The 21,765-nt window shown below is 47.9% G+C and carries 18 protein-coding genes; 16 read left to right on the top strand and 2 right to left on the bottom strand.

All coding sequences use genetic code 11. The annotated features are described in order from the left end of the window. The first annotated feature begins 49 nt into the window (after positions 1 to 49). On the top strand, positions 50 to 3,127 hold the full coding sequence (locus B5D42_RS06280) for an efflux RND transporter permease subunit (protein ID WP_078830615.1): 3,078 nt from the start codon (positions 50 to 52) through the stop codon (positions 3,125 to 3,127). A 116-nt stretch (positions 3,128 to 3,243) separates the two neighbouring features. Continuing rightward, a complete protein-coding gene (pdxH, locus tag B5D42_RS06275; RefSeq protein WP_078830614.1) occupies positions 3,244 to 3,888 on the top strand; it encodes a pyridoxamine 5'-phosphate oxidase in 645 nt (214 codons plus the stop codon). Here the strand turns inward: pdxH and purN are convergent. Further along, positions 3,885 to 4,826 carry a phosphoribosylglycinamide formyltransferase gene (gene purN, locus B5D42_RS18105; protein ID WP_245825586.1) on the bottom strand — a complete coding sequence of 314 codons (942 nt, stop codon included), beginning with the start codon at positions 4,824 to 4,826 and terminating at the stop codon, positions 3,885 to 3,887. The two genes, pdxH and purN, sit on opposite strands and share 4 nt — an antisense overlap. A 258-nt stretch (positions 4,827 to 5,084) precedes the next feature. On the opposite strand from purN, the gene B5D42_RS06265 reads away from it, so the two are divergent. The 14 genes from B5D42_RS06265 to B5D42_RS06200 all read left to right on the top strand — a co-directional run bounded on the left by B5D42_RS06265 (position 5,085) and on the right by B5D42_RS06200 (position 21,171). Beyond that, a complete protein-coding gene (locus tag B5D42_RS06265; protein ID WP_078830967.1) occupies positions 5,085 to 6,338 on the top strand; it encodes a c-type cytochrome in 1,254 nt (417 codons plus the stop codon). A 111-nt stretch (positions 6,339 to 6,449) separates the two neighbouring features. Continuing rightward, on the top strand, positions 6,450 to 9,575 hold the full coding sequence (locus tag B5D42_RS06260) for a TAT-variant-translocated molybdopterin oxidoreductase (RefSeq protein ID WP_078830613.1): 3,126 nt from the start codon (positions 6,450 to 6,452) through the stop codon (positions 9,573 to 9,575). Positions 9,576 to 9,691: 116 nt separating this feature from the next. Further along, positions 9,692 to 11,137, top strand: coding sequence for an NrfD/PsrC family molybdoenzyme membrane anchor subunit (gene nrfD, locus B5D42_RS06255; RefSeq protein ID WP_078830612.1), 1,446 nt, complete (start codon positions 9,692 to 9,694; stop codon positions 11,135 to 11,137). A gap of 99 nt (positions 11,138 to 11,236) precedes the next feature. Beyond that, positions 11,237 to 11,827, top strand: coding sequence for a DUF3341 domain-containing protein (locus tag B5D42_RS06250; protein ID WP_078830611.1), 591 nt, complete (start codon positions 11,237 to 11,239; stop codon positions 11,825 to 11,827). Between the two features lie 19 nt (positions 11,828 to 11,846). Further along, a complete protein-coding gene (locus tag B5D42_RS06245; protein WP_078830610.1) occupies positions 11,847 to 12,482 on the top strand; it encodes a c-type cytochrome in 636 nt (211 codons plus the stop codon). Positions 12,483 to 12,537: 55 nt separating this feature from the next. Beyond that, positions 12,538 to 13,767: a quinol:cytochrome C oxidoreductase gene (locus B5D42_RS06240; RefSeq protein WP_078830966.1), complete on the top strand. Its 1,230-nt coding sequence runs from the start codon at positions 12,538 to 12,540 to the stop codon at positions 13,765 to 13,767. Between the two features lie 46 nt (positions 13,768 to 13,813). Next, positions 13,814 to 14,884, top strand: a complete 1,071-nt coding sequence (locus tag B5D42_RS06235; RefSeq protein WP_078830609.1) for a cytochrome c oxidase subunit II — start codon at positions 13,814 to 13,816, stop codon at positions 14,882 to 14,884. 58 nt (positions 14,885 to 14,942) lie between these two features. Next, positions 14,943 to 16,757 (top strand): cytochrome c oxidase subunit I, encoded by a 1,815-nt coding sequence (locus tag B5D42_RS06230; protein ID WP_078830608.1) that lies wholly within the window; start codon positions 14,943 to 14,945, stop codon positions 16,755 to 16,757. Between the two features lie 118 nt (positions 16,758 to 16,875). Then, a complete protein-coding gene (gene cyoE / locus B5D42_RS06225; RefSeq protein ID WP_139367016.1) occupies positions 16,876 to 17,790 on the top strand; it encodes a heme o synthase in 915 nt (304 codons plus the stop codon). Between the two features lie 47 nt (positions 17,791 to 17,837). Next, positions 17,838 to 18,416 (top strand): cytochrome c oxidase subunit 3, encoded by a 579-nt coding sequence (locus B5D42_RS06220; protein WP_176112924.1) that lies wholly within the window; start codon positions 17,838 to 17,840, stop codon positions 18,414 to 18,416. 78 nt (positions 18,417 to 18,494) lie between these two features. After that, entirely contained in the window at positions 18,495 to 19,175 is a 681-nt protein-coding gene (locus B5D42_RS06215) for a cytochrome c oxidase subunit 3 (protein WP_078830605.1), read from the top strand. Positions 19,176 to 19,218: 43 nt separating this feature from the next. Next, positions 19,219 to 19,671, top strand: coding sequence for a cytochrome C oxidase subunit IV family protein (locus tag B5D42_RS06210; RefSeq protein WP_078830604.1), 453 nt, complete (start codon positions 19,219 to 19,221; stop codon positions 19,669 to 19,671). Between the two features lie 74 nt (positions 19,672 to 19,745). After that, positions 19,746 to 20,558, top strand: a complete 813-nt coding sequence (locus B5D42_RS06205) for an SCO family protein (RefSeq protein WP_078830603.1) — start codon at positions 19,746 to 19,748, stop codon at positions 20,556 to 20,558. 28 nt (positions 20,559 to 20,586) lie between these two features. Continuing rightward, the gene (locus B5D42_RS06200) at positions 20,587 to 21,171 is read left to right on the top strand and encodes a DUF420 domain-containing protein (RefSeq protein WP_078830602.1); all 585 of its coding nucleotides are present in this window, start codon (positions 20,587 to 20,589) and stop codon (positions 21,169 to 21,171) included. Between the two features lie 5 nt (positions 21,172 to 21,176). On the opposite strand, the gene B5D42_RS06195 is transcribed toward B5D42_RS06200, so the two are convergent. Then, positions 21,177 to 21,647 (bottom strand): Lrp/AsnC ligand binding domain-containing protein, encoded by a 471-nt coding sequence (locus B5D42_RS06195; protein ID WP_078830601.1) that lies wholly within the window; start codon positions 21,645 to 21,647, stop codon positions 21,177 to 21,179. Positions 21,648 to 21,765: the final 118 nt, after the last annotated feature.

Here is a 21,765-nt window from a genome sequence, read left to right as displayed (position 1 = left end):
TATCATCATGGATCAATTGCGGCTCCATCATTAATACTACGAGTCTACAATGAATATATCAGAATTATCACTCAAAAGACCCATACTAGCCACGGTGATGAATATCCTCATCGTGCTGTTTGGTGTGGTGGGATATACTTTTCTTTCTGTACGTGAATACCCGGCTATCGATCCGCCCATCGTGAATGTGCGTACTTCATATGCCGGAGCCAACTCAGACATCATCGAAAGCCAGATCACCGAGCCGCTGGAAAAAGCCATCAACGGTATTCCCGGTATCCGGAGTATCAGCTCTTCGAGCAGCGTGGGCAGCAGTAACATTACAGTGGAGTTTAATATTGAAGAAGGACTGGAAACAGCAGCCAACGACGTAAGGGATAAAGTAAGCCAGGCTGTCCGCAACCTGCCGCAGGATATCGATGCGCCGCCGGTAGTGAGCAAGGCCGATGCCAACAGCGATTTCATTGTACTCATGGCGGTACAGAGCCGTACCAAGGGCTTGATGGAGCTGAGCGATTATGCGGAAAATGTATTGCAGGAAAGATTGCAGACCATCCCGGAAGTAAGTGGTGTGAATATATTAGGCCAGAAACGGCCATCCATGCGGATCTGGGTAGACCCCGATAAACTGAACGCCTATAACGTAACCTTTACGGATATCCGCAATGCGTTGAACAGGGAGAACGTAGAAATTCCTTCGGGAAAGATCTATGGTAACAATACAGAGTTAACCATCCGCGCGCTGGGAAGGCTTTCTACAGAGAAGGATTTCCGCGACCTGATCATTTATGAAGATTCGGCGGGAATCGTTCGTCTGAATGATGTAGCAAAAGTAGAGATCGGTCCGGAGCAGGAAGAGTTCAGCTGGCGATTGAACGGCGTAAACGCCGTGGGACTTGCCATTACACCACAGCCGGGCGCGAACTATATCAATATTGCCGACGAGTTTTATAAAAGGATCGCAGATATCCAGAAGAGCCAGAAAGGTGATTTTGAAATGACTACGCTGATCGACCAGACAAAAAACGTCCGCCGTTCGATCAAGGAAGTAGAAGAGACCTTATTGATCTCTTTCGGCCTGGTGGTATTGGTGATCTTCTTCTTCTTCCGGAACTGGCTGATCGCCATCAGGCCATTGATCGATATCCCGATCTCGCTGGTGGCAACGTTCTTCATCATGTACATTGCAGGCTTCTCTGTGAATGTATTGACGCTGCTGGGTATTGTACTGGCAACGGGGCTGGTGGTGGATGACGGTATTGTTGTGACGGAAAATATCTTCCGCAAACTGGAAGGCGGGTTGCCGATACGAAAGGCGGCACTGGAAGGAAGTAAGGAAATCTTTTTCGCGGTAGTGTCCACTTCGATCACACTTGCGGTAGTATTCCTGCCGGTGATCTTCCTGCAGGGTTTTGTGGGCAGCCTGTTCCGCGAATTCGGTATCGTGGTGGCGGCAGCGGTTTTGATCTCTGCATTTGTATCGCTTACCATTACGCCGGTACTGAACGTATACCTCAATAAAAAAGATGCCGGACATGGTAAATTCTATGAAAAGACCGAGCCATTCTTCCGTGGCATGGAAAACGGATACAAGCGTTTATTAAGCGCGTTCATCCGGGTGAGATGGGTTGCCTGGATCCTGATCCTGGCATGTTTAGGTTCGATCTACCTGATCGGAACCAATCTGCAAAGTGAACTGGCTCCCCTGGAAGACCGCAGCAGCGTTCGTTTCCAGCTGACCGGTCCGGAGGGTGCGAGTTATAGTTATATGGTGGAAACCGGTGATAAATTACTCAACTATCTGTCTGATTCCATCCCTGAAAAATCATTTGTGTTTGCGGCCATACCTGGTTTCGGCGGAAGCGGAAGCGTGAACAGCGGAACAGCGCGGATCGCATTTGTGGAGCCGGACGAAAGAACGCGCAGCCAGAGTGAGATTGCCAAAGCCATTGCCAAAAAACTTCCTGCTATCAATAATGCCAGGATCTTCCCGGTGGAAGAACAGACCATTTCCGTGGGTGGCGGCCGCGGATCGTTGCCGGTGCAGTTCATATTGCAGAACCTCAGCTTCGAAAAACTCAAGGACGTGATCCCCAAATTCCTTGAAGAAGCACGGAAAGACAAGACTTTCCAGAACGTGGATGTAAACCTGAAGTTCAATAAACCGGAGCTGCAGCTTACCATCGACAGGATTAAGGCCAAAGATCTGGGCTTGTCTATTTCGGATGTGGCCGATGTGGTATCAAGTGCATTCAGCGGAAGAAGGCTTGCTTATTTTATCATGAATGGAAAGCAGTACCAGGTAATATCACAGGTAATGCTGAACGATCGTAAAGAACCCGGCGACATCGAAAAACTCTATGTGCGTAACAACCGCGGCGAAAGCATACCGCTTACTGCAGTAGTGAAGCTGGAAGAGAATTCCAATCCGCCAACGCTCTACCATTATAACCGTTTCAAGGCAGCAACCATGTCGGCTTCGCTGGCAGAAGGTAAAACCATCGGAGACGGAGTGAAAGCGATGCAGGCAATAGCCAATAAATTACTGGATGAAAGTTTCCAGACAGCGCTGAGCGGCCCGTCGCGCGATTATGCGGACAGCTCTTCCAATACTTCATTCGCCTTTGGCCTGGCATTGGTACTGATCTACCTGGTACTGGCCGCACAGTTTGAGAGCTTTAAAGATCCGTTCACGATCATGATCACGGTACCGCTTGCGCTTGCGGGTGCGTTACTGAGTTTGTATATATTCAACCAGACACTGAATATCTTCTCGCAGATCGGTATGATCATGCTGATCGGGCTTGTAACAAAGAACGGGATCCTGATCGTGGAATTTGCGAATCAGAAAAGGGAAGGCGGCCTGCCGAAATTTGAAGCAGTGATCGAAGCCTCGGCACAGCGCCTGAGGCCGATCCTGATGACCAGCCTCGCCACAGCGCTCGGCGCATTGCCGATTGCCATGGGGCTCGGAGCTGCTGCTACCAGCCGTATGCCGCTGGGTATCGTGGTAGTGGGCGGTATTATGTTCTCATTACTGTTAACGCTGTTTGTGATCCCGGCGATCTATACTTTCATATCGGGAAAACATTCGCATGAAGCGAAAAAAATAGACCTGACCGATTAATTCAGAACGATAGCAAATTCTATTTATAAAGGAAGCGTGTAATGGCACGCTTCCTTCTTTTTATAACCACCTGTACTCGCGCAGCTGTTGTATCTTTGCAGTATAAACCTGCCCCGATGAGTAATACAATAGCCGATATCAGAACTGATTACAAGTTAAGATCACTGGGAGAAGAAGATGTGGCCGAAGATGCTATTGTGCAATTCGGGCGCTGGTGGGATGAAGCGATCGCAAGCAAGGTAGAAGAAGTGAATGCAATGACGCTGGCCACGGCCACATCCGAAGGCGAGCCGGATGCGCGGATCGTATTGCTGAAAGATTACAGTGAAGCAGGATTTGTATTTTTCACCAATTACAATAGCCAGAAGGGAGCTGAGTTGCACCAGAACCCGAAAGCAGCCATTGTGTTTTTCTGGCGTGAGCTGGAAAGACAGGTGCGGATTTCGGGTAATGTAGAGAAAGTGGCAGCAGCAGACAGCGATGCCTATTTTCACTCACGCCCTTTGCAGAGCCGGATCGGAGCCTGGGCATCGCCGCAGAGTACGGTTATTCCGGATCGCGCGGAACTGGAAAAAAGGTATGCGGGTTACGAACAGCAGTTTGCAGGAACTGAAGTGCCGCGCCCGCCGCATTGGGGCGGTTATATCTTAAAACCACAGAAAATAGAATTCTGGCAGGGCAGGAGCAACAGGCTCCACGACCGGATCATCTACAGGAAAACGGTAGCCGGTAACTGGAACCGGGAACGCCTGGCTCCTTAACGTTTCAGCACGAGTTTTTCTACCTGCACGGGGAAGTGCGCATGTTCAAGTGCATGGATCTTGGCGGCAAGTGATTCGGGCGTATCTGTTGCTTCGATATCGCAGGTGGCCTGGAAAATATGCTCACCCTCGTCGAAATGCTCATTTACATAATGAATGGTAATGCCGCTTTGCTTTTCACCGGCAGCGATCACAGCTTCGTGCACTTTCATGCCATACATGCCCTTACCCCCGTATTTGGGCAGGAGTGCAGGGTGGATGTTGATGATATGACCAGGATAGGCCTGGATCAGCGCTGCAGGAATTTTCCATAAGAAGCCGGCCAGCACAATAAACCCGATCCGGTGCTCGCGGAGTGCGGCCAGGTAGGCATCGCCGCGGAAGAACTGCTCTTTTTCGATCATCAGCACAGGAATATGATTCGATCCGGCTATGCCGATCACACCCGCACCAGGCTTATTACACACCACCAGCGCCACTTTAATATCCTTATGACCTTTTAAATGTTCGATGATCTTAGCCGCATTGGAGCCGGCACCCGATGCGAAAATGGCGATGCGGACAACCTTTTCCTCCGCCTGTGACTGCAATTGTTTCATGTCGATGGAATTATCAACCTTAAGGCGCATTTCGCGCACTTCATACGAATTGGAGCTTTTACCCGTGATGCGGCGGCCCATTTTGCGCAGGTAATTGCGGAAAAACAGGAATTGCCCGAGGGGAATGCTGATCAGTAAAACGCAGAAAGGCCAGAGAAAAGTGATGAGCACTATATATACGACCCAATACAGGAAACCGTCTTCCCGGCCCAGCGAAGTCAGTGACAGTAATTTCCGGCCGGCATAACCGCAAAGACTACCCCCGGTAGCGAACGTGCAGAAAATGAGGACGAACCTTGGCCAGCTGACCTGCCATTTTTCTTTTAAGCGTTGAAACATGCTTCAAAAATCATGATTAATCTCTGAATCTGAGGCAATAAGGGAATTTTTCTTCTGCCGCTCACCACATTATAACTGATTGCGAAAACGATCAGAAAAGCATGACAATTAGTTAAAGCGTTCTCTAATAATCCGCTGAAACACAAGCCTGGCAAGGCTAAATTTTTTTTAACAAGGTTGGTGTTTTGTCAGCATCCTGTCATATTTTTGCAGCCGTTCACGGATATTTTTCCACACCAAGAACCACCGTTTGTGAATATGATATCTTTTAGACGTATAGCCAAAGCCTCGTTCGTAAGTGCATTATTATTAATGGGTTCTGTCCTCCTGAATCCAGCATCGGCACAAGACGGAAAAACGCTGTTCAATACCAATTGTGCGAGTTGTCACAAGGTTCATGCAAAATCTACCGGCCCTGCACTGGCAGGTGTGGAAGACCGCTGGCCTGATAAGGCAAAACTGCATGCCTGGATCAAGAACAGCCAGGCCTTCCTGAAAACGGGAGACAAGTATGCCAACGACCTGTACAATGAGTACAATAAAGTGGCGATGAACAAATTCGAAGGTATCCTCGATGAGAAACAGATCGATGATATCCTTGCGTATATTAAAACAGTTCCTGCTGTAGACCCTAAAAAAGTAGATTCTCCAGATACAGGTGCAGCGGCCGAAGGTGACCATTCTTTATTGTTTGGTATCCTCACACTGATCCTCGCTGTAGTATCACTGATCCTGTTACAGGTGAACTCGAACCTGAAGAAACTGGCAGACGATCGTGAAGGTCAGCCTGCAGTTGAGCCGGTTGCGTTCTGGAAGAACAAGAGCTATATCGCCATGGTAACAGTAGTACTGTTCGTGATAGGTGGTTACCTTACTTCAAAAGGCGCTATGGCGCTGGGCCGCAGCAAAGACTACCAGCCTGAGCAGCCGATCTACTACTCACACAAAGTACACGCAGGGATCAACCAGATCAACTGTCAGTATTGCCATACCGGTGTTTACCAGGGCAAACAGGCAACCATTCCTTCTGTGAATGTTTGTATGAACTGTCACATGGGCATCAACGAATACAAAGGCGAGCCGATCGTAACAGAAGATGGCAAGGAGATCAACGGAACTGCAGAGATCCAGAAATTATACAAATACGCAGGATTCGAGCCGGGCAAACCATGGGATCCTTCCAAAGCCAAGCCTATCGAATGGGTACGTATCCACAACCTTCCCGATCACGTTTACTTCAACCACTCACAGCACGTAAAAGCAGGCCAGGTAGCATGTCAGACCTGTCACGGCGAAATACAGAAAATGGGTGAAGTGAAACAGTTCGCAGACCTCAGCATGGGCTGGTGTATCAACTGTCACCGCACTACACAGGTACAGTTCAAAGACAATGGTTTCTACAGTATTTACGAGAAATATCACCAGGATCTGAAGAGCGGAAAAATCGACAGCACCAAGGGAATCACCGTAGAGAAGATCGGTGGTACCGAGTGTCAGAAATGTCACTATTAAGATAGCCTGCAGACGGCAACTGCGGTTGTTCCGTTTGCTTTGAAAATAAATACACAAGAACAAAGCGTTAACCGCCGGGCCGTTAAAAAGACCGGTGTCAACTGATAAATTATGGAGCAAAAAAAGTACTGGCAAAGTTTTGGAGAGCTGAATCAGTCTGAGGCTTACAATAAAGATGTGAAAGATGAATTCAGGGAAGAGCTGCCTTTCGAAGCAGAAGAAGGCAAGAGTTTCCTGGATGCGAAAGCGCCAAGAAGAGACTTTTTAAAATATCTCGGTTTCAGCACTGCAGCTGCAGCTGTTGCGGCAAGTTGCGAAATGCCTGTAAAAAAGGCTATTCCGTTTGCCAATAAACCGGAAGATATTGTTCCAGGCGTAGCCAATTATTATGCTACTACTTATGTTCAGGACGGAGACGTGGTGAGTATCCTGGCCAAAGTACGCGACGGACGCCCGATCAAAATAGAAGGTAACGATTTAAGCCCGATCACACAGGGTGCAACAACTGCCCGTGTTCAGGCATCCGTGCTCGACCTCTACGATACATCACGCCTGCGCTTCCCGACCATCGATGGCAAGGAAGTAACTTTTGAAGCGGTTGACAAGGCAGCAGCTGCTTCGATCACCGGTCCGGTAGTAGTATTGACCAGCACGATCACTTCTCCATCTACCAAAGAGATCATCAACCAGTTCCTGTCTAAATATCCGGGCAGCCGCCACGTAACTTATGATGCTGTTTCCTACAGCGCCATGATCCAGGCGAACGAAGCCACTTACGGCAGGAAAGCCATTCCTTCTTATCATTTCGAGAACGCAAAAGTGATCGTAAGCCTGGGTGCCGATTTCCTCGGTACATGGCTCGGTGCTGCAGAGTTTTCCAAACAATATGCTGCAGGTAAAAAACTCAACGAGAAGAACCCAGAAATGAGCAAACATTTTCATTTTGAAAGTGTGGCATCCATGACCGGTTCCAATGCAGATGAAAAATATTTACACCGTCCTTCCGAAGCCGGAGCAGTAGCAGCAGCATTGCTGAGTGCTGTTAACGGTCAGGGTGTTGCAGGCATCAGCGATGCAAGGCTTAAAGCCGGTATCGAGAAAGCTGCCAAAGCACTGAACGAGAACAAAGGCGCAGGACTGGTAGTAAGCGGAAGCAACGACGTAAACGAGCAGATCATCGTCAACGCGATCAACGAAGCGATCGGAGCAGGCGGCAAGACCATCAACTGGGCTGCAACGCTGAATTATCGTCAGGGTGTTGATGCAGATTTTGTACAGCTTGTGAACGATATGAATGCCGGCACTGTAGGAACTCTCCTCATTTATGGCGCAAACCCGGCATACAGCTGGTTCGATGCAGAGAAATTCAAGGCCGGTCTGAAAAAAGTAAAAACAACCATCTCCTTCAACGGCAAAATGGATGAGACTTCCGAGCTCTGCAAGATCGTGGCGCCGGATCATCACTTCCTCGAAAGCTGGGGCGATGCAGAACCTAAAACAGGTTACTATTCACTGATACAACCAACCATCTATCCTTTATTCAAAACCCGCCAGTGGCAGGACAGCCTCCTGAAATGGAGCGGTGCTTCTACCGATTACCTGGCGTACCTGAAGAATTACTGGAGCGCTAAAAACGGCGGCGAAAGCGGCTGGGATAAAGCACTGCAGGATGGCGTGATCAACCCGGCTGCTGCACCTGCTGCAAGCGGAGCATCCTTCAACGGTGGTGCTGTTCCCGGTGCAGTTTCAGCTGTATCTGCTGCTAAGAAAGGTGGTAAGATCGAGCTGGTACTGTACGAAAAAGTTGGTATCGGTGCTGGTCAGGGTGCTTCTAACCCCTGGCTGCAGGAATTACCGGATCCGGTAACCCGCGCAACATGGGATAACTACGTAATCGTTTCTCCTGCTTTGGCAAGGACCCTGCTGAATATTGACCTGAACAATGGCGGCCAGGCGGATGCTTACGAAGTAAATCCTCCTAAAAAAGTAGTAAAAATCACTGCCGGTGACAAGAGCATCGAACTGCCGGCCCTGATCATACCGGGTACACATCCGGACACCATCGGTATCGCTGTAGGTTACGGCCGCAGTGAGAAAGTTGGTAAAGCTGCAGCGAACGTAGGTAAGAATGCCTTCATCCTCGCAGCACTGAGCGGCAGCAACGTTAAGTTCGGTAACAATGATGTAACCGTTACTGTAACCGGCGATAAATACCCTGTAGCCCTCACCCAGACACACAGCCGCTACGATACCACACAAGGTAACCGTACGGAAGTGATGAAGGAACTCACCCTGGCTCAGTACAAACACGATCCGGAAGAGATCCTGAACGAAAGGAAGAAAGAACTGGCTCCATGGGGCGGTCTCGAAAACTTCGAAAAAGACGGAACCATTTATCCTGTGTTCGATAAACCAGGTATCAAATGGGGAATGAGCGTAGACCTGAACAGCTGTAACGGTTGCGGCGCCTGCGTGGTAGCTTGTAACGCTGAGAATAATATCCCTGTTGTAGGTAAGCCGGAAGTACTGCGCGGACATGAAATGCACTGGCTGCGTATCGACCGCTACTACAGTGGCGACATGGACAACCCGAACGTGGTATTCCAGCCGATGATGTGTCAGCATTGCGATAACGCTCCTTGTGAGAACGTTTGTCCGGTAGCTGCTACCAACCACAGCACAGAAGGTCTCAACCAGATGACTTATAACCGTTGTATCGGTACAAGGTATTGTGCGAACAACTGTCCTTATAAAGTACGTCGCTTCAACTGGGCAGATTATACCGGCGCAGACAGCTTCCCGAACAACCAGGAAGGTGAAGTAAACGATGTGGTGATCAACATGAGCGATGACCTGACAAGGATGGTGCTCAACCCGGATGTAACTGTACGTTCACGCGGCGTGATCGAGAAATGTTCATTCTGTGTACAACGTTTACAGGAAGGTAAACTGGCTGCGAAGAAAGAAAGCCGTCCGCTGGAAGATAAAGATGTGAACGTAGCATGTGCGCAGGCTTGTGCAAGCGGTTGTATCACTTTCGGAAACGTAAACAATCCTGAGAGCGAGATCTCTAAGATCAGGAAGAACAACCCGAACCGCAGCTTCTATGTACTGGAGCAGCTGCACGTACTGCCGAATGTGAGCTACCTCGCCAAAGTGAGGAACTCAGACGAAGCGGTAGCCGCGCACGGCGCAGAGAAAAAAGCTGAAAAGCACGCGGAGAAAGAACACGCATAATCGACATGTAAAAAACGAAACCCAGTGTGTGATAATGGGTTTTGAAAACAGAAGTTGAACAATAACATTAAAACGATGGCTGCAGAACGTTTCTGCAGCTAACAAATAAAGACCAGATGCATTTAAAGTACGAATCACAGCTTAGGGAACCATTGGTAGATGGTGACAAGGATTACCACCAGGTTACAGAAGACATTGTTCGTCCTATTGAGGCGAAACCTACGCGGTTATGGTATATCGGTTTCTATATAGCCGCTGCTTTACTGCTGTTTGGTGTCTACAGCGTGTACCGGGAGGTAACTTATGGTATCGGCCAGTGGAACCTGAACAAGACAGTGGGATGGGGTTGGGATATCACCAACTTCGTATGGTGGGTAGGTATCGGTCACGCCGGTACACTGATCTCTGCGATCCTCCTGCTGTTCCGCCAGGGCTGGAGAACAGGTGTGAACCGTGCCGCTGAAGCGATGACCATCTTCGCCGTAATGTGTGCCGGTCAGTTCCCGATCTTCCACATGGGCCGTGTATGGATGGCGTTCTTCGTACTGCCTTACCCTAACACACGCGGACCTTTATGGGTGAACTTCAACTCTCCGCTGCTGTGGGACGTATTTGCGATCTCTACTTACTTCACTGTATCATTATTATTCTGGTATTCAGGTCTGCTGCCCGACTTTGCAACCGTACGTGACCGTGCTTTCACCAAGCTGCGGAAGAGACTGTATGGTATCGCATCTTTCGGCTGGACGGGTTCTACCAAACACTGGCAGCGTCATGAGAGTCTCTCACTGGTATTGGCCGGTCTGAGTACACCGCTGGTACTTTCGGTACACACGATCGTATCATTCGACTTCGCAACTTCGGTAATTCCTGGCTGGCATACTACCATCTTCCCGCCCTACTTCGTAGCGGGTGCGGTATTCTCAGGTTTCGCGATGGTACAAACGCTGATGATCATTGTGCGTAAAGTGTTCCAGATGGATGATTATATTACCCTGGGTCACATTGAAGCGATGAATAAGGTAATTGTACTCACAGGTTCTATTGTGGGTGTCGCCTATCTTACAGAATTATTCATGGGCTGGTACAGCCAGAACAAATACGAGGGCTACACCTTCTGGTACAGCCGTGCATACCTGTTCAGTCCTTATGGCTGGAGCTACTGGGGTATGATGGCATGTAACGTGATCAGCCCGCAGATCTTCTGGTTCCGCAAGATGAGAAGAAACCTGTTCGTAACCTTCTTCATGAGTATTATCGTGAACATCGGTATGTGGTTCGAACGTTTCGTGATCATCGTAACATCACTGTACAGGGATTATCTCCCGTCCAGCTGGTCTGTATACTACAGCCCGACCATCTGGGAGATCGGTTTCTATGCAGGAACATTCGGATTGTTCTTTGTATGCTTCTTCCTCTTCGCCAAATACTTCCCTGTAATTGCGATAGCGGAGATCAAGTACGTACTGAAAACATCCGGTGAGAACTATAAGAGCAAAGTGGGACATATCGAGGAACAACCGCTGGAAGCGTTCGTTCACGAGCATGCGCATCACCACTAAGCGCCGGGTTGAAAAAAGATTTTTAGCTGCGGTTCATGTAACCGCGGTGTTTGGATAAAAAGCTGGCAGCAAGCGCTGAAAGCCAAAAGCTAAAAAAACATGGCAAAAAAGAAATTCGTAGTAGGCTGTTTTAATGATGAGGCGGTCCTGTTCCCTGCGGTGAAGAAAGTACGCACATCGGGGTATAAAATACAGGATGTATACACGCCTTTCCCCGTGCACGGACTGGATCATGCACTCGGAATGCGTGAAACAAGCCTTCATACTGCAGGTTTTATTTATGGCATTACCGGAACCACAACAGCGTTGAGCTGTATCAGCTGGATCTTCACCAAAGACTGGCCGCTGAACATTGGTGGTAAACCGAATTTTGCCTTACCAGCCTGGATCCCGATCACATTCGAGCTGACCGTACTGTTCGCGGCAGTAGGCATGGTGCTTACATTCTGCTACCTGTGCCAGCTGGCTCCTTTCGTGAAAAAACACCATTTCCATGCAAGGGCAACAGATGACCTGTTTGTAATGGTGATCGAATGCACTGACAAGACCAATACGGAAGAACTCACCGCATTCCTTTCTGCAAACGGCGCTGTTGAAACAGACGTGCAGTTCGTGGAAGAAGGCTGGTGGATCGGCCGCTACGATAAAGACGAAATGCCTTTCGAAAACAAACAAATTGCAGCTGCATAATCAATAGAATAGAACGACGATGAATAAATTATCTATCATAGCTGTTTTGTCTTCCGCCGCAGTGATCGTGAGCTGCAGCGATATAAAACGTAAGCCAGGAAAGATCTATATGCCTGACATGGCTTATAGCCGTGCATACGAAACCTATGCGGACCACAGCAACCTGGCAGAGAAGATTATCCATTACACTGCAATGCCCGTAGCCGGAACCATTGCACGTGGCGAGGAAATGCCTTTCCATATTGCGAAAGACCAGCCGGGTGATACAACACAATATTATGCTTCACGCGCAGTAAAGAATCCTTATGATTCGCTCTCTGCAGATGAAACCAAGGAAGCTGTTCGTTTATACGATATCAACTGCGGTATCTGTCATGGTGCCAAACTGGACGGTAACGGACCGCTCTGGAAAGAAGGTAACGGACCTTATCCTGCAGCACCGAAGAACCTGATCGGCGATCCGATCGTTTCTGTAATGCCTGAAGGACAGATGTTCTATTCCGTAACCTACGGAAAGAACCTCATGGGTTCTTACGCATCGCAGCTGAACCGCAAGCAGCGCTGGATGGTGATAAAGTATATTAAGAACAAACAGATCGCAGCAAAAGCATCAGCCGCAGCACCAGCAGCAGCAGATGCAACAGCTAAAAAATAAATTTGATCCGTTCCGCCAAGAGAGGAACAGTACTAACTGATATAAAAGATTAATGATGGCATCTATCAAATTGCAATTTGAGATCCCCGCAAAAATGAAAACCTGGTCACTGGCCCTGATAGGCGTAGGTTTGGTTGCATTACTGACCGGGCTGTTTACGAAAGGCTTCAGCTCAGACGAGCACGAGCAGGTTCAGTTCTGGGGAACACTCATGTACAATACGATCTTCTGGACACTGGTTTGTAATGCCGCAATGTTCTTTATCTGTGTTACCACACTGGCAATGGGCGGCTGGCAGCAGTCGTTCCGCCGTATCCCGGAAGCCATATCAGCCATGGTACCTATTTTTGGTTCCATCACATTCATCGTGCTGGTTTATGTTGTAGTAAGCGATAAACACCATATCTACCACTGGCTCGATCATGATGCAGTAGCTGCTGACCCGATCCTGAAAGGAAAGGCCGGCTTCCTGAATGCAAAATTCTTCCTGATCTGGACAACACTGGCTATCGGTCTGTGGAGCCTGCTGGGCTGGAGAATGCGTCAGATCAGCCGCGAGGCGGATGAAGCACCGATGGATGCTGAAAAAGGCGCCAGCTTTATCTGGAGGAACACTGTACGCGCTTCCCTGTTCCTGGCCTGGTTCGGTCTTACAGTAGGATCAACCATCCCATGGCTCTGGATGATGAGTATCGATGCACACTGGTATTCTACCATGTACAGCTGGTACACATTTGCAAGCTCATTCGTATCAGGTATGTCACTGATCGCATTATGGGTAATATACATGAAAAATAAAGGTTACCTGGAGCTCACCGGCCAGGAACACCTGCACGATATCGGTAAGTTCATGTTTGCGTTCTCTATCTTCTGGACTTATCTCTGGTTCTCACAATACATGCTGATCTGGTATGCGAACATTCCTGAGGAAACCGTATACTTCAAACACCGTGTGCAGGGGCCATACAAGGGAATCTTCTTCCTGAACCTCATCATCAATTTCGTTTGCCCGATCCTGATCCTGATGAAACGCTCTGCGAAGAGGAACTATACCCTGGTAACATTCATGGCCGTACTGATCATTTTCGGTCACTGGATCGATTTCTACCAGATGGTGATGGGCAGCCTTTCCAAAGAGCATGTATCGCTCGGCTGGCTCGATTTCGGAATTCTCAGCTTATTTGTTGGTCTGATGATATACTTTACAGGACGCTCGCTCGCCAGCAAGCCACTGGTTCCAAAGTATCACCCATTCATGAAAGAAAGTATCATACACCAGGTATAACAAGTATAGAAGTATCATTTAGAATTAAGAAAATATTGATAGCGTTATGACAATGTTTTTAACCATAGCTGTGATCGTACTGATTTTTGTTGTGATCTTCCAGATCGCCAAAGCCAGTGAGTATGTATCCGTGCTGAAAGGCGAAGAAGTAAGCCGGAAACAGAACAACAAGATCAACGGGTTTTTAATGATCGTTTTCCTTGTTCTGGGATTGATCGGTGTATGGTACTGCAACAAACTGTACTATGGCAAAACACTTTTACCGCATGGCTCTGCCAGCGTGGAGGGTGAAAGGGTAGACTCTATGTTATGGGTTACATTGGCCGTAACCGGAATCGTATTTGTGCTCACCCAGATCATCCTTTTCTGGTTTGCGTATAAATACCAGGAGACTGAAAAAAGAAAAGTATTCTTCTTCCCGCATAGCAATACACTGGAACTGATCTGGACCATTATCCCTGCCGTAACACTTACTGTACTGGTAATCATCGGTTTACGTAACTGGTTCCTGTTCACCGGTGAACCACCGCAGAATGCTGCAGTAGTGGAAGTGACAGGGAAACAATTCGGCTGGATCTTCAGGTATCCTGGAAAAGACGGTGCTTTCGGTAAGAAATACTTCCGCAACATCGATCCTGCCAACAACGTACTTGGTCTGATCTGGGAAGATGAACTCAGTCACGACGATATCGTAACCGAACAAACGCTTTACCTGGTGAAAGGAAGGCCGGTAAAACTGATCATCGGTTCAAGGGATGTGATCCACGACGTAGGTCTGTCGCATTTCCGCCTGAAAATGGATGCGGTTCCGGGTATCCCTACAACCATGTGGTTTACGCCTAAATACACCACCAAAGAGATGAAGGAGATCACCGGTAATCCTAACTTTGTGTACGAGATCAGCTGCGACCAGATGTGCGGTAACGGTCACTACTCCATGAAAGGTGTGATTGAAGTGGTAGAACAGGCAGAATACGACCTGTACATGGCAAAGCAGAAACCTAACTACCTGGATGTATTCCCGGATAAGGACCCTGCAGCAGCCAAGGCAGACACCACAAAAACAGTAGCGGCAAAAACAGCCGATACCGCAGCAAAAGCAGCTGCCAAATTATAAATGAGCCAAGCCGTTTAATTACGGTACGATTTATCGAATAGAAATTAAAGAATATTGTATGAGTAACGAAGCAGTATTGCACGCACATTCAGACCTGGCACATGGAGCGCATGATGATCATCATCATGAGCACCACCATCATGAAACATTCATCTCGAAATATGTTTTCAGCCAGGACCACAAAATGATCGCGAAGCAATTCCTGATCACGGGTATGGTGTGGGCTATATTGGGAGGCCTGATGAGTGTGTTTTTCCGTTTACAGCTCGGCTATCCTGAGTCTACTTTCCCATGGCTGGAAGACATCCTGGGTAAATGGGCAAAAGGCGGCCGTATTTCCGATGAAGCATATTACGCCCTCGTTACCACACACGGTACCGTGCTGGTGTTCTTCGTACTTACAGCAGGTCTGAGCGGTACATTCGCCAACTTCCTCATTCCATTGCAGATCGGAGCAAGGGATATGGCCTCTCCGTTCATGAACATGCTCAGCTACTGGTTCTTCTTTGCAGCGAGCATTGTAATGCTTTCTTCCATGTTCGTTGAAACCGGGCCTTTCAGTGGCGGTTGGACGGCTTACCCGCCGCTCAGTGCGCTGGGAGACGCTTCCAAAGGTTCTAAAACAGGTATGGATCTCTGGCTCATCGCGATGGCGCTCTTCGTAGTGTCTTCACTGCTGGGTGGTCTGAACTATATCGCAACGATCCTGAACATGCGTACAAAAGGGATGAGTATGACAAGAATGCCGCTCACTATCTGGGCGCTGTTCTTCACTGCCGTACTGGGTGTACTGTCATTCCCTGTACTGTTCTCAGGTTTCATCCTGCTGATCTTCGACCGTAACTTCGGAACAAGCTTCTACCTGTCGGATATCTTTATTACCGGTGTGGGCGCATTGCCGAATGAAGGCGGTAGCGCAATCCTGTACCAGCACTTGTTCTGGTTCCTGGGTCACCCTGAGGTATATATCATCCTGCTGCCGGCCATGGGTATGGCATCAGAGATCCTGTCTGTGAATTCACGTAAGCCGATCTTCGGTTACATGGCCATGGTAGGATCATTATTCGCGATCGCGATCCTGGCGTTCCTTGTATGGGCACACCACATGTTCGTAACGGGTCTGAATCCTTTCCTCGGATCGATCTTCGTATTACTTACGCTACTGATCGCGGTACCATCTGCTATCAAGGTATTCAACTGGTTAACGACATTATGGAGAGGTAATATCCGCTTTACACCGGGTATGCTGTTCGCCATCGGTTTCGTGAGCCTGTTCATCTCCGGGGGTCTTACCGGTATCTGGCTGGGTAACTCAGCACTGGATATCCACCTCCATGATACATATTTCGTAATTGCGCACTTCCACATTGTGATGGGCGTGGCTTCCATGTTCGGAATGTTCGCCGGCGTGTACCACTGGTTCCCTAAAATGTACGGCCGTTACCTCAACAACTCGCTGGCGTATATCCATTTCTGGGTAACCCTGGCGGGAGCTTACCTGATCTTCTGGCCAATGCACTACGAAGGTCTGGCAGGTATGCCGCGTCGTTATTACGATTACTCCAACTGGGAAAGCTTCAAGCAGTTCCTGGAGCTCAACAGGTTTATCAGCACCGTTGCGATCATCGTATTCGCAGTACAGCTGCTGTTCCTGTTCAACTTCTTCTACTCTATTTTCAAGGGCAGAAAAGTGACTACGCAGAATCCGTGGCAATCAAATACACTCGAGTGGACTACACCAATCAATCCTGGCCACGGTAACTGGCCCGGAGAGATTCCTGAAGTACACCGCTGGGCATATGATTACGGTAAGGACGGGCATGATTTCATCCCGCAGACAACACCGGTAGGGGCCGACGAAAGTCATCATTAAACTACAACCGGTATGGCTGCGCAGTAACGCTGCTATACCGGTCAATGATACTATAAATGCCCTGAGAAGATCAGGGCATTGTTTTTAAGATTGTTGTTTGTGTCAACAAATGAATGAAATGACGAAAACCGCGGACACATCAGATTCTGTTTCATTCTCGCTTGCCGCGAAAATGAGAGATTATTTTCAGCTGATCAAGTTCACGCTGAGTTTTACTGTGGTTTTCTCCTGTGTGATCTGCTACCTGCTGGCACCTAAAGTAGTGGTGTACGACTGGGGTATGATCGTAGTTCTTTTTATTGCGGGCATGCTGGTTACCGGGAGCGCTAATGCGATCAACCAGGCAGTGGAGAAAGATACGGATGCCATGATGAAACGTACCGGAAAACGACCGGTGGCGAATGGAAGGATGAGTCAGCAGGAAGCTTATGTGTTTGCCTTACTGGCCGGCATCATGGGTGTACTGATGATGTGGTACTTTTTTAACCTGTCGGCTGCATTGCTTTCAGCGTTCAGTCTTTTTCTTTATGCGTACATCTATACGCCGCTGAAAAAGATCAATTCGATCGCAGTACTGGTGGGTGCGTTTCCCGGAGCATTACCCTGCCTGATCGGCTGGGTGGCCGGGAATGACGATTTCAGTGCCGGTGGCTGGATCTTATTCGGGATACAGTTCCTGTGGCAGTTCCCCCATTTCTGGGCAATTGCCTGGGTTGCGCATACGGATTACAGTAAAGCAGGGTTCAAACTGCTGCCGGCGGATAAGGGACCGACCAAATTCACGGCACTGCAGGCTGTTATGTACTCTGTGCTGATGATACCGGTAGGTGTACTGCCGTATTATTTCGGACTTACAGGACAGACAAGCATGTGGATCCTGCTGGCATGTAACCTGTTCATGGTAGTACAAAGCCTGAGATTGTATAAAGAGATGGACGTAAAAGCGGCGAGAAGAGTGATGTTCAGCAGCTATATCTACCTGCCGATCGTATTACTGGCGATGCTGGCGGATAAGATAGGACAGATGGGATGATCGCAGCCGCGAAGTGAAAATGAATTTGAACGATTAAATTTTAAAGTATGATGACTGCATTACATACAAAACAACCACAACGCATACATCCGCATAAGTTTACCTTATGGGTGGCCATGGGTAGCATTGTGATGATGTTTGCAGGCTTAACGAGCGCCTATATTGTAAAAAAGAACCAGAGCAACTGGCTGGCATTCGAATTGCCGAAGATCTTCTGGGTGTCAACCATTGTGATCCTGCTGAGCAGTCTTACGATGCACCTGGCAACCAAAGCATTCAAAGCAAGGGAAATGAGCCGTTACAGAACACTGATTACCGCAACTGCGGCATTGGGTGTGACGTTCCTGGTGATGCAGTATTTCGGGTTTATGGACCTGGAAGGACATGGCATAGCACTGATAGGACCGAAAAGCAACTCATCGGCATCATTCCTGTTCGTGATCACGGCATTGCACATGCTGCACGTACTGGGTGGAGTGGTAGCGTTACTGGTGATCTTTGCACGTGCATTCCGTACGCAGGTGAAGAGCTATAACAGCGTGCCGGTTGAGATTGCGGGCATATACTGGCATTTTGTAGATGTACTGTGGATATACCTTTTTATTTTTTATAGCTGGATAGGATAGGTCCTGAAAAAAGTTGCGCCTGCCGCACCTTTTTTAAACACTAGCCAATATTTTTGTAACGAAATTTTGAGTGTAATCATGTCAAGCACAACAACTGCAACAACAACCAAATTGTGGGGTGGCGGCAAAAGCCCTTTCAATGTAGAGTACGGCAAACTGATGATGTGGTACTTCCTGATGAGTGATGCCTTCACATTTGGTGCATTCCTGATCTCTTACGGTACCATCCGTTTTTCAACCAATGGCTGGCCTGACCCGAACGAGGTGTTCAGAAGTTTCCCTTTTGCTCCGGAAGGTGTGCATGCGCCACTCGTTTTCGTGAGTATCATGACCTTTATCCTGATCATCAGCTCCGTTACCATGGTGCTTGCTGTGAAAGCCGGTCATGAGATGAACAAAAGAGGTGTTGTGATCAACCTGGTGCTGACCATCATCGGTGGTCTGGCGTTCCTGGGTTGCCAGGCATGGGAGTGGAACCACCTGTTCCACGAAGGTGCATGGTGGGGCAGCAATCCTTTCCCGAATGCTGACGGAACGGCATCATCTACCAACTTTACCAACTACTTCTTTACCATCACCGGTTTCCACGGCTTCCACGTATTGTCTGGTGTAGTGATCAATATCGTAATGCTGATCATGACCCTGAGTGATACTTTCGAAAAACGTGGTCATTACCTGATGATAGAAAAAGCCGGTCTGTACTGGCACTTTGTAGATCTCGTATGGGTATTCGTATTCACCTGTTTCTACCTGATCTAAACAACCTGCATCAACACATTACAAACCAACGACAAGATATTATATGGAACATACAGTAGCACACGAAGAACACGGCGGTGGCGGAAAAAAAGAGATCATCCGGGTAACGATCATCCTTTCCGTGTTAACCATCGTTGAGCTGATCATCGGTTTCTGGATGATCGGCATGGAAAGCGAAGGACTGAGACATTTTTGTAAAGGCGCGATCATCATCCTGATGATGGCAAAAGCATTTTACATTGTTGCATACTTCATGCACCTGAAGCATGAACTGAAGAATATGATCATGACCATTGTTGTGCCCCTGGCATTATTCATCTGGTTCATCATTGCATTCCTCTATGATGGTAACTCTTTCAGACACCTGCGTAACACGTACGATCCGCATTTTAAAGAACAGAGCACGATCAAGGTAGAAAAGAAAGAAGCGGCTCACCACGGTGAAGAAGCAAAGCCGGCAGAAAAGAAAGCCGAAGAGAAAGGTAGTCATCATTGATCTTAACAGATCTGTAACTATATTTTGATCAACCACCGGCTGTTAAGGCGGTGGTTTTTTTATACCTGTGAATTATGAACAAGAAAGCACTATTAGGATTGGCCGTGGCGGTATTGATACCGGTGTTCTGTTATCTTGTTTTGAAATACAAGAGCGATGGCGCCGTCGACATGCCGCGTAAATACCTGCTGGATACGGTGGTATCACGCGTGGAAAACGGTAAAATGGTTACAGACAGCATCTGGCATAAAACAAAAGATATCAGGCTGGTGAACCAGCTCGGAGATACGGTAAGCCTTTATAATAACCCCGGCAAGATCATCGTTGCTGATTTCTTCTTTACGAGTTGCCGCAGTATCTGCCCGCAGCTGACGAGGAATATGTCCAGGCTGCAGCAATCCTTTATCAAAGGTGGTAATGTCCGAAACCGGATCGATACGTCTATTGTACAGTTCCTCTCTTTTTCGATAGATCCTGAGCGTGATTCGGTGAGTGTGCTGAAAGATTATGCCGACCGTTTTGGTGTGAACCACGACAACTGGTGGATGCTTACCGGCAACAGGGATTCGATCTATCGTTTTGCGTTTGAGGAGATGAAGGTTGACAAGTTCAGCGAAGAGCCGATCAGTCCTGACTTTGTACATACCAGCAGGTTTGTGCTGATGGACCGCGACCGCATAGTGCGCGGTTATTACAATGGCCTTGATTCAGCATCGGTAGGAAAGCTTGCGAAAGATATCGGGCTGCTGATGCTGGAGAAAGACGAGCACAAGAAAAGCGGCGTTTTCCGCGAGATCATAGACCTGAGCTGGCTCTGGCTGATCATCGTGCTCATGGTCACTTTCTTTGTATTGTATATGCGCAGAAGACGCAAGATCAACGGGTAAACAACTTAAGAACAGACAAACAATTGATATGTTACAGGCATCGATAAAGAAGAATGACAAGCAGGCAAGATTACTGATAGGAGTGGTATCCTTCGTGGTTTTTGCAGCTGTGGTAGCATTGGGTAAAATAAAAGTAGAAGTAGCACCGGGTTTCAATGTGCATATTTTTGCCACGATCAATGCAGTGATCAACAGCATTATTGCAGTATTGCTGGTAGCAGCGCTGGTTACCGTGAAGAATGGCAATTACCTGCTGCATAAGAAAATAATGATCGTGGCGCTGGTCCTGTCGGTGTTGTTCCTCGTTTCTTATATAGCCCACCATTTACTAGCCGGCGAAGCAAAATTCGGCGATGCAGACCACAATGGTATTGTAGACGATGCAGAAAAAGCTGCAGCCGGCAGCATGCGGATAGTGTATTTTATTATCCTGATCACCCATATATTCCTGGCAGCCATCATCCTGCCTTTTATCCTGTTCACAGCCTACCGCGGTTTAACGGCCGAGTTTCCGCAACATAGGAAGCTGGCACGCATTACCTGGCCATTATGGCTTTATGTGGCTGTTACCGGGCCGGTTGTTTACCTGATGATCAGTCCTTACTACACTTAGGATCATTATTCTGTCGTCACCACAACATTCCGGTCAAGGCTTTCTTCGAGCGAAATGAAGGTCTCGGTACGTTCTATGCCTTTGATCTTCTGCAGTTCATCGTGCAGCACAAAACGCAGTTGCTGTATGTCTTTACATACGATTTCGGCGAACATGCTGTAATTGCCGGTAGTATAGTTCAGCCTGACGATCTGGGGGATCTTGCGCAGTTCCTTGGCCACACTGTCGTACAGCGAGCTTTTTTCCAGGTAGATGCCGATAAATGCAATTACATCGTAACCGAGGGCTTTCAGGTCTACGGATAATCTTTTACCTTTAACTACCTTCAGTTCTTCGAGTTTTTTAATGCGCACATGGATGGTACCTCCGGAAACGAATAATTTTTTACCGAGGTCGGCATAAGAGATATCTGCATTCTCCATCATTTCCTGGATGATCTGCAGATCAAGTTTGTCAAGATTCAATTTGGCAGACATTTTTAGCTATGATTTTAGATAAAAATTAATCAATAAGCTAAAATATTAAACAATTTCTATACTTTCAAAATAATTGTTGAAATATTTGCAATGAATCAACAACATTGACTAATATTGT

Source organism: Sediminibacterium ginsengisoli, from assembly GCF_900167075.1.
GTDB classification, from domain to species: Bacteria; Bacteroidota; Bacteroidia; order Chitinophagales; family Chitinophagaceae; genus Sediminibacterium; species Sediminibacterium ginsengisoli.
This window is presented reverse-complemented; position numbering and strand designations above follow the sequence as displayed.